The sequence below is a fragment of the Dyella sp. genome (genome assembly GCF_035685805.1).
Taxonomy (GTDB): domain Bacteria; phylum Pseudomonadota; class Gammaproteobacteria; order Xanthomonadales; family Rhodanobacteraceae; genus Dyella_A.
Window position 1 is genome coordinate 1 of the sequence record NZ_DASSAB010000005.1, and the last position, 14,947, is coordinate 14,947.

Here is a 14,947-nt window from a genome sequence, read left to right on the forward strand (position 1 = left end):
GTCCACTGCAAGGCGTCCACACAAGTCACCTGCGCATACTGTCAAAGATCAATCACTTACGGCTGATTTCTCGAACCGTCCCGATGCGTTTCGCCCCGGGTGAGCCGCACATTCTACATCGATCTTTTGCTCCGTCAACACTTCGTCGAAAATTTTTTTCAACGCTGCCTGGCGGGCAACACCTTGGCGAACCGTGGTTCGTCGAAGGGGCGAGAATCATAGCGCCGTGCGATGACCCTGTGAAGGGGGGAGCGCCAGATTCTCACGCATTCCTTTCGCGTCGGCCGCCGCGCCCGGGCCGGAAGCTGCCGGGAGCGAGTTCCTTGCATCCTCCTTATACGTATGCGCGCAAGGCATTCCCGGCACGTAGGGCACGAGGCGCTGGTCGAAGAGGGCCTCTATCAGTGCCCAGTCGTCTTCCAAGGGGATGAACTTCTGCATGTGTCGCTCCGGAGGAGCGCCGGGATGGCGCACCTCCATCGCATCACCACAAACCGGCCCCGGACGTGCGCTGCGATGGCCGAATCCGGGCGAATGAGGGCGGAACTCAGTCCACTTCCACCATCTCGAAGTCTTCCTTCGTGGCACCGCAATCCGGGCACGTCCAGGTATCGGGTACGTCCTCCCAGCGCGTGCCTGGTGCGATGTCCTCTTCCGGCACGCCCAGCGCTTCGTCATAGATGAAACCGCAGACGACACACATCCACTTGCGTGGCGACGATCCGGCATTGCCCTGAGTCATTACGTTTTCCGCTTGCGTTGGGGAGCCCCATTCTCGCAACTCGGGCAGCAGACCGGAAGGCATACCCTGGTCGCTTGGTGCATCATCGGCGGGCTATGAAGACCTTCCCCCCACGTGGCATCTATCTCATCACCGACGGATCAGGCGACAAGCTGGTCGACAAGGTCGAGCAGGCCCTGGCCGGAGGCGTTGTCCTGGTCCAGTACCGGGACCTCACCTCTGACGCCTCCCGCAGATACGCCGAGGCCTCTGCGCTGGCGACGCTGTGCGCGCGCCACGGCGTGCCGCTCATCATCGATCACGACGTGGCGCTGGCTCGGGCGGTTGGCGCCGACGGCGTTCATATGAGCCAGGGCGACGGCGACCCGGCCCGGGCGCGCGAAGCGCTGGGCAGGCAAGCAATCATCGGTGTGTCCTGCCATGGATCGGCGGAGCTGGCCCGGGCTGCCGCATCCGCCGGTGCGGACTATGTGTCGTTTGGAGCGTTTTTCTCATCGCCGACCAAGCCCCATGCAGGCCGGTCGTCGCTGGACGTGCTACGCGAGACGGCCGCGCTTGGTGTGCCGCGGGTGGCCATTGGCGGCATCACGGCCGAAAATGGTCGGCTGCTGGTCGATGCGGGCGCTGATTTCCTTGCCAGCGTCTCGTCGATTCTGGCCGCCGCCGATGTCTGCCAGGCAGCGCGCGCGATGACCGCCCTCTATCCCTAGTCGACCCGGAAAGCCCATGAACAATCACGACCTCTTCGAGCGCGCTCGGCAACTGATGCCCGGCGGCGTCAATTCTCCCGTGCGCGCGTTCAACTCCGTCGGCGGGGAGCCCTTTTTTACCGCCCGCGCAGACGGCGCCTATCTGTGGGATGTCGAAGGCAAGCGCTACATCGACTACATCGGCTCCTGGGGCCCGATGATTGCTGGCCACAACCACCCTGCTGTGCGTGAAGCGGTTGAGCGGGCAATCCGCAGCGGCCTCTCATTCGGCACGCCCTGCCCGGCCGAGGTGACCATGGCCGAAACGCTCACGCGGCTGGTGCCGTCGATGGAAATGGTGCGGATGGTCAACTCCGGCACCGAGGCGACGATGTCGGCGATCCGCCTTGCGCGCGGCGCAACCGGCCGCAACCTGATCGTGAAGTTCGAAGGTTGCTATCACGGCCACGGCGACAGCTTCCTGGTAAAGGCGGGCTCGGGCGCGCTGACCCTCGGTGTACCCACATCGCCGGGGGTACCCAAGCAGAATGCCGACCTGACCCTGACCCTGCCCTACAACGACCTCGATGCCGCTGGCGCCTTGTTCGCCGAGCATGGCCGGGACATCGCCGCACTGATCATCGAGCCGGTGGCCGGCAACATGAACTGCGTGCTGCCCCGCGACGGCTACCTGCAGGGCTTGCGCAGCCTGTGCGACGCGCATGGCGTGCTGTTGATCTTCGACGAAGTGATGACCGGTTTCCGCGTCGCGCTCGGCGGCGCTCAGGGGCATTACGGCGTGCGGCCGGATCTGAGCACCTTCGGTAAAATCATCGGTGGCGGCATGCCCGTGGGCGCTTACGGTGGCAGGCGCGAGCTGATGGAGCAGGTCGCTCCGGCCGGTCCGATTTATCAGGCCGGTACGCTGAGCGGCAATCCGGTGGCCATGGCTGCTGGCCTTGCGGTGCTGGAACTGGTGCAGGCGCCCGGCTTTCACGAGGCCCTGGCCGCACGCACGCGCCTGCTGTGCGACGGGCTGCAGGCCGTCGCCGATGGCGAGGGCGTGCCGTTCAGCACCACGCGCCTCGGCGGCATGTTCGGCCTGTTCTTCCACGCCGACAAAGTGGAGACATTCGCGCAGGCGACGACCACCGACATCGCGATGTTCCGGCGCTTCTTCCACGGCATGCTTCAGCGCGGCGTCTATCTGGCTCCTTCGGCCTTCGAAGCGGGCTTCATGTCCAGCGCGCACAGCGAGCAAGACATTGCCGACACACTACAGGCCGCGAGGGAAACGCTGCGCGAGATCCTCCACTGACTGGCGATCACCACTGACCCACGTTGGGCATGGACGCCCACGGCTCCGCCGGCGCCAGCGCGCCGTCCTGGAGCAGTTCCATGGAGATCAGATCGGGGGAGCGCACGAACGCCATGTGGCCATCGCGCGGTGGTCGGTGGATCGTGTAGCCCATCGCCTGCAGTCTCGCGCAGGTGGCATAGATGTCGGTGACCAGGAACGCCAGATGCCCGAAGTTGCGGGCCGAGCCGTAGTCTTCCGAGGAATCCCAGTTGTAGGTGAGCTCCAGCTCGGCCTCGGGACTCTCGGCCGCCGCCAGGAACACCAGCGTGAACCGGCCCGCCGGCACGTCACGCCGACGCACTTCACGGAGGCCGAGGCCTTCGCAATAAAAACGCAGCGATGCGTCCAGGTCATGCACGCGCACCATCGTATGCAGGTACTTCATCGAGCTGCCTCCGGCGCCTTGTCGCCGACCGCTTCGTCGACCTGCTCGCAGAAGGCTGCCAGGGCCGTGCGCAGTCGCGCGAGCCCCTCGGCCAGGTCCGCATCGGCGAGGGTGAGCGGCGGAATAAAGCGGAGCACGTCGGGGCCGGCCTGCAGCAGCAGCAGACCGTGTGCGGCGGCATGGTCAAGTATCTCGCCTGCCCGGCCGCGCCAGCGCTCGTCCAGCACGGCGCCAAGCATGAGCCCCCGCCCGCGCACCTGCTCGAACAGGTGAAGGTCCTCGTTGATCTGCGCCAGCCCTCGGCGCAGGTCGTTCGCCTGCCGCTCGACATTCACCAGCACCTCCGGTGAAGACAGCTTCGCCAGCGCCACGCGCGCGACCGCCGCGCCCAGTGGGTTGCCGCCAAAGGTCGTGCCGTGGGCGCCGAACTGCATGACCTGCGCGACTTTCGGGCCAGCCAGCATGGCGCCCATCGGGAAGCCGCACCCGAGCGCCTTGGCCAGGGTCACGATGTCCGGCACGACGTGATCCTGTACGTGTGCGAACAGCGTGCCGGTGCGCCCCATGCCGCACTGGATCTCGTCCAGCACCAGCAGGGCGTCGTGCTGGTCACAGAGCTCGCGCGCACGCTGCAGAAATCCCGGCGCGGCCGGCAGCACGCCGCCCTCGCCCTGCACCGGCTCGAGCATCACCGCCGCCACGTCGCCCTGCGCAAGCGCGGCTTCGAGTGCCGGCACATCGTTGAAGTCGAGGTAACGAAAGCCCGCGGGAAGCGGCTCGTAGCCCTGCTGGTATTTCGGCTGCGCGGTAGCGGTCACCGTGGCCAGCGTGCGGCCATGGAACGAGCCGCGGAAGGTCACGATGGTGCGCCGCTCCGGTGGCCGGCCGTTCGAGGCCGCCCATTTGCGCACCAGCTTGATTGCCGCCTCGTTCGCTTCCGCACCCGAGTTGCAGAAAAACACCCGCTCGGCGAACCCGGATGCCTGCACAAGCTCCTCGGCCAGACGCAGCGGCGGCTCGGTATAGAAGACGTTGCTGGCGTGCCACAACTTGCCCGCTTGCAGAGACAACGCAGCGAGCAGATCGGGATCTTTGTGTCCGAGCGCATTTACTGCGATGCCGGCGCCGAAGTCGATGTACTCGCGGCCGTCCGTATCCCAGAGCCTGGCGCCGTCGCCGTGGTCCAGCACCAGATCACGCGGCTTGTAGACCGGCATCCAGTAACGCCTGCCGAGGTCGATGAGCGAGGGGGTATCCGTCTGCATGGGAGGTCCGACGTGGCGCCGCACACAACCGGGGCGGCAGAAGCTGGGGCCGCCATCGTAAGGCGCGGCCCTGCGCATTGCACGGTGATCGGATACCGCGCGGCATCGGCTACGGCAGGAAAAGATCCGGCAACAGGGGCTGGCCAGGTTGCACCGCGTAGCGCTCCAGATCGGTCACACCCGCCTGCGCGAGCACCTCATCGTCGATCGCGAACTGGCCGGTGGCCTCGCCTGCCGGTCGCACCAGCATGAGCTGCGCGGCGTCCGCGACGATATCCGGAGTCCGGCAATGCTCGGGCCGTACCCCGTCGATCATGGCGATGGCCGCCGTGGCGATGACCGTGCGCGGCCACAGCGCGTTGACCGCGATGCCGAGTGGCCGGAACTCCTCGGCCATGCCCAGCACGCACAGGCTCATGCCCATCTTGGCGATCGTGTACGCCGTGTGCGGCGCGAACCAGCGCGGCTCCAACGTGGGCGGCGGCGACAGCATCAACACGTGCGGATTCGCCGCGCGTTTGAGATACGGCAGACAGGCCTGGGTCGCAAGAAAAGTGCCGCGGGTATTGACCTGGTGCATCAGGTCGAATCGCTTCATCGGCGTGCCCTCCACCCCCGCCAGCCAGATCGCGCTGGCGTTGTTGACGAGAATGTCGATGCCGCCGAAGTGCTCCGCCGCCTGGGCGGCCGCAGCGACCACTTGGGCCTCGTCGCGGATGTCCACCTTCAGCGCCAGCGCCTTCCCACCCGCCGCCTCGACCGCGGCGGCGGCGCTGTGAATGGTGCCTGGAAGCTTGGGATTGGCCACCGCGCTCTTGGCCGCGATCACCACGTTAGCGCCGTCCCGCGCCGCCCGCAGTGCAATCGCCAGGCCGATCCCCCGCGAGGCGCCGGTGATGAACAGGGTTTTTCCGGCCAGTGAGCTCATGACGATGCGCCTCGCATTAAAGGCGCGAGTCTAATGCCGGTGTGCGGCGCCGGTCAGGACTTCTGGAACCGTGGAAGGATGTCGCGCAACTCGGCCAGACGTTCGAGGGGATCGGTGAGTTCCAGCATGCGCTGGCGCTCGGGATTGGCCAGTGGCAGCAGCTCGGCCAACCGGAAACCCACCCAACTGGCGTCGTCGTAGCAGTTGCGCGGCGCGTCGGACCAGTGTGGCCCGAGGGTCTCGACCAGGCGCTCCAGGATGGTCGTCAGCAGCCCGAACTCCGCCGGCACCGGCAGCGCCGGCTCCGCCGGCCACGGCTGCACCATCCCTCGAAGCAGGCCATCGGTGCGTACGCGGGTGTGCTCCACCCGAAAGCGTTGACCGCCGTGCGCCACGATGCCGAGCAGGCCCTCCTCCGTGGTGTGGAAGTCGGTGATGGTGGCGATCGTGCCCACCGCCGCCGGCAAGGCAGCCTCGCCCACCTCGTAGCCGTCCAGGATCAGGCAGACACCAAACCCCGTGCCCGAGCGTGTGCAGTCGCGCACCATGTCGATGTAACGCGGCTCGAAAATGCGCAGCGGCATCGGCGCCCCGGGATAGAGCACCGTTGCCAGGGGAAACAGCGGCAGTTCGATCAGTGGAGTCTGGCCAGCCATGCCATCCAGTGTACCGAGCGCCTGCCCGCGGCACAGCCTCCGGCACGGCCTGCGACTGGACGCCGCGAGCCGGCTTGCCGCACATTGTGTCGACTTTCGCCCGAGGAACACGGATGTCCACTGCTCACCCGTTCTCACCCCCGCCGCCCGCCGAAGCATTTGCTCCGGTGGTGCAGGTGGCCCAGCTGAACAAGTCGTTCGCGCGACGTGATGTGCTGCAACAGCTGGACTGGGTGGTGCCGGCAGGAAGGGTCATCGGCCTGCTCGGACGCAATGGCGCCGGCAAGACGACGCTGCTGCGCTGCCTGCTCGGACTGTCGCCGATCGACAGGGGCCGGGTCGAGCTGTTCGGCCAGCCGATGGACGAACCCGGTGGGGAGCGCATGCACCGCATCGGGTTCGTGCCGCAGACGTTCGATCTCTTCCCCTGGATGAAGGTGCGCGCTTACCTGGATTTCACCGCGGCGTTCTACGGCCGCTGGAATGCCGCGCTGGCGCGCCGCCTGCTGGACGAATGGCAGCTCGACCCGAAGCAGAAGATCGGGCAACTGTCGCAGGGGCAGCGGCAGAAGCTCGCCATCGTGCGGGCGATTGCGCCCGAGCCGGACCTGCTGGTGCTGGACGAGCCCGTGGCCAGCCTCGACCCGCAGGCGCGGCGCGCATTCATGGGCGAGCTGCTTGCGCTGATGCGCGGTCCGGGCAAGACCGTGATCTTTTCCACCCATATCACCGCCGACCTCGAGCGTGCCGATGCGGACATCGCACTGCTGCGCGACGGTCGCATCCAGTTCACCCGGCCGCTCGCCGACCTGCGCGCCCGCTTGCGCCGGGTGGTGCTGGAGCGTCCCGGCGGCTGGAGCGCGCCGCCGACGGTGGCTGGTTCACTCAAGGCGACGCTGCACGGCGACCAGGCCCAACTGCTGGTGGAAGATCCGGAGGAATCGGCGCTGCAGGCCCTGGCTGCGCGCGAGCAATGCACGCTGCGGATCGAAACCCCCACGCTCGAAGATCTCTTCGTGGAGCTGGCGTGAGAGCCGTCTGGCAGTTGTGGATGCAGTTGTGGCGGCGCATGCCGGTGCTGGTGGTTCTCGCGCTGGGACTGTGGCTCGGCGGCCTGGTCATGCTGGCTTGGTCGATGCCGCACGATGCGGCGCTTGCCGGCCCCGGCGCCGGACTGGTGATGTTCGGCAACTGGTTCTGGCATATCGGGCTGGGCAGCATGCTGCGCGGTGTCTGCCGACCGGAGAGCTTCCTGCTGCCGCACTTCACCCGCCGGTTGCGTGGGCTGGCCGTGATCGACCTGCTGCAATGGGTGCTGCTGCCTGCATTGCTGGCCCTGGCGGGCGGCATGCCGTACGTGATGCTGGGCAGTGCGGGACTGGTACTGGCTGCGGCGTTCGGCCTGGCCACCGGCACCGGCCGCCGCGCGGGCCTGCTGTTCTGGCTGGTGTTCATTGCCGCCGGCTGGATGCCGCAGCTGGCAGCACAGATTGGCGCGGCTGCCCTGCGCTCGCCACTCACGCCGCTGTTGTTGCTGCTGGCGTCGGCGCTGATCCTGCAGCTGGTGCTGCGCCCGCTGGTGCAGATCAGCGACATCGAGCCGGATACCTCGCCGCTGGAGAGCACCGGCCTGAACCGCATCGGCACGACCGGCACCGACGGCACGCCGGCCCCGCGTGGCGCGCTGGGCAAGCGCATCAACGCGCTGTTCGACCGCAGCTCGCAGCGCGCCATGGAGCGGGCGCTGGCGAACTACCGTCGTCGCCCCGGCAGCGGCCAGCGGCTGGCTCTGATCCGCAGCTTGTTGCTGCCGCACGACAACCCGGCCGCGATCGCGATGCGGCTGCTGATCGTCGCAGCGATGGTGACGCTCTATTTCTTCGTCATCCAGCATCGGCCGCATTACAACGCCGCGGTGATCGGCGCCTATGCGGTGCTGCTGTCGCTGAGCCGTTTTCCACAGCTGGGGCGAGGCATGCTGCGGATGCGCCCCAACCTGGCCGACCTCTACCTGACGCTGGCACCCGCATCGCGCAGCGACTACCAGAAGTTGCTGGTGGACGCGCTGCTGGTACTGGTGCCGGTCACTGCGCTGAGCGCGCTGGCCTATACGGCGCTTGGGATCGTGCTGGTGCATGCGACCGAACCCCTGCGCATGCTGCTGACTTCGGCGATCGTGGCAGTCGGCGCCAGCCTGGTTGCCCTGGCGGTGCACCTGATCGGGCCGGAGGGCAGCTTCGGGCGCGGCGCGGTAAACGTGGTGGTGGTGCTCGGCGCGATGGCGGCGTATTGGGGCGGCTATATGCTGCTGGGGGCGCTGGGGCTCACGTGGGGATCCATGCTACTGGCGTTGCTGACGATCAGCTTCGGCTTCGGCGTGTGGTTTGCGGCGCAGCGCGAATACCAGCGCCGCGATCCCTGCTTCGATGCGCCGCTGGCTTGATCAACGCCTCACGCGTCGCGTAACGCTTCGACGAAGCGCCGTGGCGCCGACTCGAATCCGCCGTTGGACATGAACACCACGTGGTCCCCCGGCTGGATCTGCTGCTGCAGCGAGGTGATCAGTGCCTCGACCGTGGGCACGGTCTGGCCGCGGCCGCGCAGTGCGCCGATGACGCTCTGCGCATCCCATGCCAGCTCCGGCCGGTGCAGGAACACCACCCGGTCGGCATCGGCCAGCGCCGGCGCCAGCGCCGCCGCGTGCGCGCCCAACCGCATCGAATTGGAGCGCGGCTCCAGCGCCACCAGAATGCGCGAGCTGCCCACGCTGGCACGCAGCCCGGCCAGCGTGGTGGCGATGGCGGTCGGGTGATGGGCGAAATCGTCATATACCTGCGCGCCCCGCCCCTCACCCACGCGCTCCATCCGGCGGCGCACGCTCTGAAATCGTTCGAACGCCGGCAGCAGGGCTGGCACATCCGCGCCGGCCGCCGCTGCGGCAGCCAGCGCCGCCAGCGCATTCATGACGTTGTGCGTACCCAGCAACGGCCACCGTACGCTGCCCAGATGCTGCCCGCGCCGATGTACCTCGAAGTGGCTGCCGTCCGCTTCGATCAAGCGCGCCTGCCAGTCACCCTGGCCAATGCCGAACGTCTCCACCGGCGTCCAGCAGCCCAGGGCGAGCACTTCGGCCAGCCGGGCATCGTGGGCATTGACGATCAACCGGCCGTTGGCGGGCACGGTGCGCACGAGGTGGTGGAACTGTCGCTGGATCGCCTCGACGTCGGGGAAGATGTCCGCGTGGTCGTATTCGAGGTTGTTGAGGATCGCGATGCGCGGGCGGTAGTGGACGAACTTCGACCGCTTGTCGAAAAACGCGGTGTCGTACTCGTCGGCTTCGATCACGAACGGCCGGCCGGTGCCCAGCCGCGCCGAGGTCGGGAAATTGCTTGGCGCGCCGCCAATCAGAAAGCCCGGGCTCTGGCCCGCCTCTTCCAGCAAGTGGGCGAGCAGGCTGGTCGTGGTGGTCTTGCCGTGGGTACCGGCGACGGCAAGCACTTCGCGCCCGGGAAGCAAGGTCTCGCCGAGCCACTGCGGCCCGGAGATGTAGCGCAGCTGCGCGTCGAGCATGTATTCCACCGACGGGTTGCCGCGCGTCATCGCATTGCCCACCACGACCAGGTCGGGCGCCGGTTGCAGATGCGACGCGTCGTAGCCCTCCATCAGCCCGATGCCCAGCGCTTCCAGCTGGGTGCTCATCGGTGGATAGACGTTGGCGTCGCTGCCCTCCACGGTATGGCCGAGCTCGCGTGCCAGCGCGGCGACGCCGCCCATGAAGGTGCCGCAGATACCGAGAATATGCAGGCGCATGAAAAGGTCCGGAAATACCACCGGCGCCGGTGTGGGCGCCCTGGAAGAACCGTCGCCGGCGGCGCGGTCCCGAAGCGTTCACGACGGCGGACGAGCGCCGCGGTGAACTGGCAGACTGCCGGTGGTCAGCTGCCGACGGCGGCCGAGTCGTCCGACAGCGCGCGCTTCACCCGCGCCGTCACCTCGTCGAGATCACCCACTCCGTCCACCACCTGCAGCTTGCCGCGGCGGGCGTAGAAATCGGCCACCGGCGCAGTCTGTTCGGCATAAATGCCGAGGCGGCGGCGGACGGTGTCGGGGTTGTCGTCGGCGCGGCCTTCCGCGGCGAAGCGAAGTTCGCAGCGGTCGACAATGGCCTCGTTGGGCACTTCCAGCTTCACCACCGCATCGAGCGGCTGGCCGATCTTCGCCAGCAGCTCGTCCAGTGCCGCCGCCTGCGCCAGATTGCGCGGGTAGCCGTCCAGGATGAAGCCGGCGTGCGCGTCGTTCTGCGCGAGCCGTTCTTCCAGCATGCCCAGCAGGATGTCGTCGGACACCAGATGCCCGGCATCCATCACGGCCTTCGCCTTGAGCCCGAGAGGCGTGCCTGCGGCCACGGCAGCGCGCAGCATGTCTCCGGTGGAGATGTGCGGTACGCCGAGGTCAGTCTTGAGACGGGTGGCCTGGGTACCCTTGCCCGAACCGGGCGCGCCAAGTAGCACGAGTCGCATAACGCTCCACACAATCCGCTCGCTGGGCGCACGCTGCGCCCGTTGGCCGGATTCGTCAAAATGACGGTCAAAGTAGCGTTTGCGTTCAGGGCAGTCAAACCAGATTCTCCGGCCGCACGCGCCAAGTGCTTGTCACCCCTGCCAAAGTCCGCGGACACGGCTGCCACACCATGAGGAGAAGCGCATGACCCGAGCATCCCGCCGCACCGAAGGCCGCCTGCTGTATGCACAATCCGGCGGCGTTACCGCCGTGATCAACGCCACCGCGGCAGGCGTGATCGAGGCCGCGCGGGCGCGGGGCGTGGCGGTCTACGCCGCGCGCAACGGCATCCTGGGTGCCCTGCGCGAGGACCTGATCGACACCGGCAAGGAAACCCGCGCAGCCATCACCGCGCTGCGGCATACCCCCGGGGGCGCGTTCGGCAGCTGCCGCTACAAGCTGAAGTCGCTCCAGGAGCATCGCGCGGAGTACGAGCGGTTGATCGACGTGTTCCGCGCCCACGACATCCGCTGGTTTCTCTACAACGGCGGCAACGACTCGGCCGACACGGCGCTGAAGATCTCGCAGCTGGGCAAGGCAATGGGCTACGACATCCGCTGCATCGGCGTGCCCAAGACGGTGGACAACGACCTGGCCGTCACCGACTGCTGCCCCGGCTTCGGCTCGGTCGCCAAGTACACGGCTATTTCCACGTTGGAGGCGAGTCTTGACGTGGCGTCGATGGCCGAGACCTCGACCAAGGTGTTCATCCTGGAGGTGATGGGCCGCCATGCCGGCTGGATCGCCGCCGCGGCTGGCCTCGCCGGACGCAGTCCGGATGAGGCGCCGCACATCATCCTGTTTCCGGAGAACGCATTCGACGAGGCCGCGTTCCTGGCCAAGGTCAAGGCGACGGTGGAGCGCGTGGGCTGGTGCACCGTGGTGGCGTCCGAGGGCGTACGCAACCGCGCCGGGCAGTTTCTCGCCGAAGCCGGCACGCGCGACGCGTTCGGCCACGCACAACTGGGTGGTGTTGCGCCGGTGCTGGCGCAACTGGTCAGGGAGAAGCTGGGCTACAAGTACCACTGGGCGCTACCGGACTACCTGCAGCGCTCGGCCCGTCACGCCGCATCCAAAGTGGACGCCGAACAGGCCTATGCCGTAGGCAAGGCGGCGGTCGAGTACGCGCTCGACGGCATGAATGCGGTGATGCCGGTAATCGTGCGCACCGCCGATGCGCCCTATCGCTGGAAGGTCGAGCCCGCGCCGCTGGCAAAGATCGCCAACAAGGAGAAAAAGATGCCGCGCAGCTTCATCCGGCGTGACGGCTTCGGCATCACGAAGGCGGCACGCGCGTACCTCTCCCCGCTGATCGCCGGCGAGGCACCGCTGCCGTGGGGGCGCGACGGGCTTCCCGCTTACGGCACGCTGAAGCTCGCGCCAGTCGCCAAACGTCTGCCGCCGCGTCCAGAATGAATGGATGGCTCAGGTGGATGACCCCGCTCTGAAGAAAAGCCGCCATGACAGGCAGTCGATTCAGCCTCGCACATCTACTCTTGCCACAAGCTAGCCAGGACCTCACGGCGGCTACCGTCCACAAGGAGGACGTCATGAAGATTCTCGTTTCGACATTGCTCGCTTCGGTGCTGCTCGGTGGCAGCGGCCTGGTGCTGGCCCAGCCGTCGTATCACGGCGGCGAGCACGGTGGATACGACCAAGGCCGCGGCCATGGACACGACCGTGATGGCGACCGCTACGATCGCGATGATCGCGGCCCCGGCCACGGCCACGGCCCGGGACGCAACTGGGTGCCGCCGGGCCATCGTTGGGAGCGCGGCCACCGCTATGACGGCCCGGTGGTGGTGGTGCGCGACTATGACCACTATCGCCTGCGCGAGCCGCCACGCGGCTACCACTGGGTTCGCGGGGACGACGGCCAGTACCTGCTGGTGGCCATCGCCACGGGGATCATTCTGGACATCGTGCTGCACTGAGCCGTTTGTCCTGAGACTGGAAAAGGGCGGCGCCGCAGGGCGCCGCCCTTTTTTTGTCATGGCGAGTAAGGTGCCATCGCCGCTGCGACGCACAACGTTAAGCGCCGCGGCCTCTGCCTATACTCCCCTGGACCGCCCGCTCAGGACGGCCAACTCGGGCGCGTTCCCGAACCGCCCGGCACGACAGTGAATACCCATGGGAGGTTCCGATGCTGCAGCAGTATGGCGTGTGGATCGTATTGGCGTGTGCGGTGGTGGCGATCCTGTATGGCGGCTTCTCGGCGCGCTGGATCATGGCGCAGTCGGCGGGCAACGAGCGGATGCGGGAAATCGCCTCGGCAATCCAGGAAGGCGCGCGCGCCTACCTCAACCGCCAATACACCACCATCGGCGTGGTCGGTTTGGTGCTGTTCGTGGTCGTGGGCTTTGCGCTGGACTGGGGCACGGCGATCGGGTTCGCGATCGGCGCGGTGCTATCCGGCGTCACCGGCTATATCGGCATGAACGTATCGGTGCAGGCCAACGTGCGCACCGCCGAGGCCGCCCGCAGCGGGCTGGCGGCGGCGATGAACGTGGCGTTCCGCGGCGGCGCCATCACCGGCATGCTGGTGGTCGGGCTGGGCCTGATCGGCGTGGCCGGCTACTACGTGGCCTTGCAGCACTTCGGTTACACCGGCGAGCGCGCCCTGCATGCGCTGGTCGGGCTGGCGTTCGGTTCCTCGCTGATCTCGATCTTCGCCCGCCTGGGCGGCGGCATCTTTACCAAGGGCGCGGACGTGGGTGCGGACTTGGTCGGCAAGGTGGAAGCCGGCATTCCCGAGGATGACCCGCGCAACCCGGCGGTGATCGCCGACAACGTGGGCGACAACGTGGGCGACTGCGCGGGCATGGCGGCCGACCTGTTCGAGACCTACGCGGTTACCCTGATTGCCACCATGCTGCTGGGCGGCCTGATGACCGCCGAGATCGGCGTCAACGCGGTGCTCTACCCGCTGGTGCTCGGCGGCGTGTCGATCATCGCCTCGATCGTCGGCACCTTCTTCGTGAAGGTGAAGCCCGGCGGCTCGATCATGGGGGCTCTCTACAAGGGCGTGATCGTTTCGGCGGTGCTGGCGGCCATCGCGTTCTACCCGATCACCACCCAACTCATGGCCGACACCGCCCATGGCGCGATGAACCTGTACGGCTGCGCGCTGATCGGCCTGGTGCTCACCGGCGCCATCGTGTGGATCACCGAGTACTACACCGGCACCCAGTACAAGCCGGTGCAGCACGTGGCGCAGGCCTCGACCACCGGCCACGGCACCAACATCATCGCGGGCCTCGGCGTGTCGATGAAGTCCACTGCCATGCCGGTGATCGCGGTGTGCTTCGCGATCTGGGGCGCCTTCGCGCTGGGCGGCCTCTATGGCATCGCCATCGCCGCCACCGCGATGCTGTCGATGGCCGGCATGATCGTGGCGCTGGACGCCTACGGCCCGATCACCGACAACGCCGGCGGCATCGCCGAGATGGCGGACCTGCCGCCGGAAGTGCGCGGCGTCACCGATCCGCTCGACGCGGTGGGCAACACCACCAAGGCGGTGACCAAGGGCTACGCGATTGGCTCGGCCGCGCTGGCCGCGCTGGTGCTGTTCGCCGACTACACGCACAACCTCAACGTGGCCGGCGAGGCGAAGGCGCTCGCCGCGGGCACCACCTATGCCGCGATGCAGTTCGACCTGTCCGACCACATGGTGATCATCGGCCTGCTGATCGGCGGCCTGATTCCCTACCTGTTCGGCGCCATGGCGATGGAGGCGGTGGGTCGTGCAGCCGGTGCAGTAGTGGAGGAAGTGCGCCGCCAGTTCCGCGAGATCGCCGGCATCATGCAGGGCACCGCCAAGCCGGACTACTCGCGCGCCGTCGACATGCTGACCAAGTCGGCGATCAAGGAGATGATCGTGCCCTCGCTGCTGCCGGTCGCCGTGCCGGTGGTGGTCGGCCTGCTGCTGGGACCCAAGGCGCTCGGCGGCGTGCTGATCGGCACCATCGTCACCGGCCTGTTCGTCGCCATCTCGATGACCACCGGCGGCGGCGCCTGGGACAACGCCAAGAAGTACATCGAGGACGGCCACCACGGCGGCAAGGGTTCGGAGGCGCACAAGGCCGCCGTCACCGGTGACACTGTCGGCGACCCCTACAAGGACACCGCCGGCCCGGCCGTCAACCCGCTGATCAAGATCATCAACATCGTGGCGTTGTTGCTGATTCCGCTGCTCTAGCTCGATCGTCGCGGCGTACCAGGGAGCCCCACCAAATGGAGGGGTTCCCTGCAGACGCCCCCGCGTCCACCCGCCGCCCGATGGCATGGGTGCCGCCTGACGTGGCGATGCGGCAGCAGTGATCGCGGATATCCGCGCAAGACCTGATTGCCTGCAGCGGCGTC

Annotated in this window: 15 protein-coding genes; 7 read left to right on the top strand and 8 right to left on the bottom strand. The window is 67.5% G+C overall.

Translation table 11 applies throughout. The annotated features are described in order from the left end of the window. Positions 1-216: 216 nt before the first annotated feature. Both VFG40_RS00690 and VFG40_RS00695 read right to left on the bottom strand, forming a co-directional pair. Positions 217-441, bottom strand: a complete 225-nt coding sequence (locus VFG40_RS00690; RefSeq protein ID WP_324893837.1) for a hypothetical protein — start codon at positions 439-441, stop codon at positions 217-219. A gap of 106 nt (positions 442-547) precedes the next feature. Continuing rightward, a complete protein-coding gene (locus VFG40_RS00695) occupies positions 548-742 on the bottom strand; it encodes a rubredoxin (RefSeq protein ID WP_324893839.1) in 195 nt (64 codons plus the stop codon). 95 nt (positions 743-837) lie between these two features. Here VFG40_RS00695 and thiE point away from each other — a divergent pair, with 95 nt between their 5' ends. Both thiE and hemL read left to right on the top strand, forming a co-directional pair. After that, complete coding sequence (thiE, locus tag VFG40_RS00700) at positions 838-1,452, top strand: thiamine phosphate synthase (protein WP_324893841.1); 615 nt, start codon at positions 838-840, stop codon at positions 1,450-1,452. A gap of 16 nt (positions 1,453-1,468) precedes the next feature. Beyond that, positions 1,469-2,749: a glutamate-1-semialdehyde 2,1-aminomutase gene (gene hemL / locus VFG40_RS00705; RefSeq protein ID WP_324893843.1), complete on the top strand. Its 1,281-nt coding sequence runs from the start codon at positions 1,469-1,471 to the stop codon at positions 2,747-2,749. Between the two features lie 7 nt (positions 2,750-2,756). Here hemL and VFG40_RS00710 read toward each other — a convergent pair whose 3' ends face one another. From VFG40_RS00710 to VFG40_RS00725, 4 genes are all read right to left on the bottom strand, one after another. Beyond that, positions 2,757-3,176, bottom strand: a complete 420-nt coding sequence (locus tag VFG40_RS00710; RefSeq protein WP_324893845.1) for a VOC family protein — start codon at positions 3,174-3,176, stop codon at positions 2,757-2,759. After that, complete coding sequence (locus VFG40_RS00715; RefSeq protein WP_324893847.1) at positions 3,173-4,441, bottom strand: acetylornithine/succinylornithine family transaminase; 1,269 nt, start codon at positions 4,439-4,441, stop codon at positions 3,173-3,175. Before VFG40_RS00715 ends, VFG40_RS00710 begins: the two co-directional genes overlap by 4 nt. A 109-nt stretch (positions 4,442-4,550) precedes the next feature. Then, positions 4,551-5,369: an SDR family oxidoreductase gene (locus tag VFG40_RS00720; protein WP_324893849.1), complete on the bottom strand. Its 819-nt coding sequence runs from the start codon at positions 5,367-5,369 to the stop codon at positions 4,551-4,553. A 53-nt stretch (positions 5,370-5,422) separates the two neighbouring features. Next, on the bottom strand, positions 5,423-6,025 hold the full coding sequence (locus VFG40_RS00725) for an LON peptidase substrate-binding domain-containing protein (RefSeq protein ID WP_324893851.1): 603 nt from the start codon (positions 6,023-6,025) through the stop codon (positions 5,423-5,425). A 113-nt stretch (positions 6,026-6,138) separates the two neighbouring features. On the opposite strand from VFG40_RS00725, the gene VFG40_RS00730 reads away from it, so the two are divergent. Both VFG40_RS00730 and VFG40_RS00735 read left to right on the top strand, forming a co-directional pair. Next, positions 6,139-7,056: an ABC transporter ATP-binding protein gene (locus VFG40_RS00730; protein WP_324893853.1), complete on the top strand. Its 918-nt coding sequence runs from the start codon at positions 6,139-6,141 to the stop codon at positions 7,054-7,056. Next, on the top strand, positions 7,053-8,468 hold the full coding sequence (locus VFG40_RS00735; protein ID WP_324893855.1) for a hypothetical protein: 1,416 nt from the start codon (positions 7,053-7,055) through the stop codon (positions 8,466-8,468). The genes VFG40_RS00730 and VFG40_RS00735 overlap by 4 nt, the downstream gene beginning before the upstream one ends. A gap of 8 nt (positions 8,469-8,476) precedes the next feature. On the opposite strand, the gene mpl is transcribed toward VFG40_RS00735, so the two are convergent. Further along, the gene (mpl, locus tag VFG40_RS00740) at positions 8,477-9,835 is read right to left on the bottom strand and encodes a UDP-N-acetylmuramate:L-alanyl-gamma-D-glutamyl-meso-diaminopimelate ligase (RefSeq protein ID WP_324893857.1); all 1,359 of its coding nucleotides are present in this window, start codon (positions 9,833-9,835) and stop codon (positions 8,477-8,479) included. 125 nt (positions 9,836-9,960) lie between these two features. Next, positions 9,961-10,545: an adenylate kinase gene (locus VFG40_RS00745; protein WP_324893859.1), complete on the bottom strand. Its 585-nt coding sequence runs from the start codon at positions 10,543-10,545 to the stop codon at positions 9,961-9,963. A 184-nt stretch (positions 10,546-10,729) separates the two neighbouring features. Here VFG40_RS00745 and VFG40_RS00750 point away from each other — a divergent pair, with 184 nt between their 5' ends. The 3 genes from VFG40_RS00750 to VFG40_RS00760 all read left to right on the top strand — a co-directional run bounded on the left by VFG40_RS00750 (position 10,730) and on the right by VFG40_RS00760 (position 14,783). Then, entirely contained in the window at positions 10,730-12,001 is a 1,272-nt protein-coding gene (locus VFG40_RS00750; RefSeq protein ID WP_324893861.1) for a 6-phosphofructokinase, read from the top strand. Between the two features lie 134 nt (positions 12,002-12,135). Continuing rightward, positions 12,136-12,519 carry an RcnB family protein gene (locus VFG40_RS00755; RefSeq protein WP_324893863.1) on the top strand — a complete coding sequence of 128 codons (384 nt, stop codon included), beginning with the start codon at positions 12,136-12,138 and terminating at the stop codon, positions 12,517-12,519. 209 nt (positions 12,520-12,728) lie between these two features. Beyond that, positions 12,729-14,783 (top strand): sodium-translocating pyrophosphatase, encoded by a 2,055-nt coding sequence (locus tag VFG40_RS00760; protein WP_324893865.1) that lies wholly within the window; start codon positions 12,729-12,731, stop codon positions 14,781-14,783. Positions 14,784-14,947: the final 164 nt, after the last annotated feature.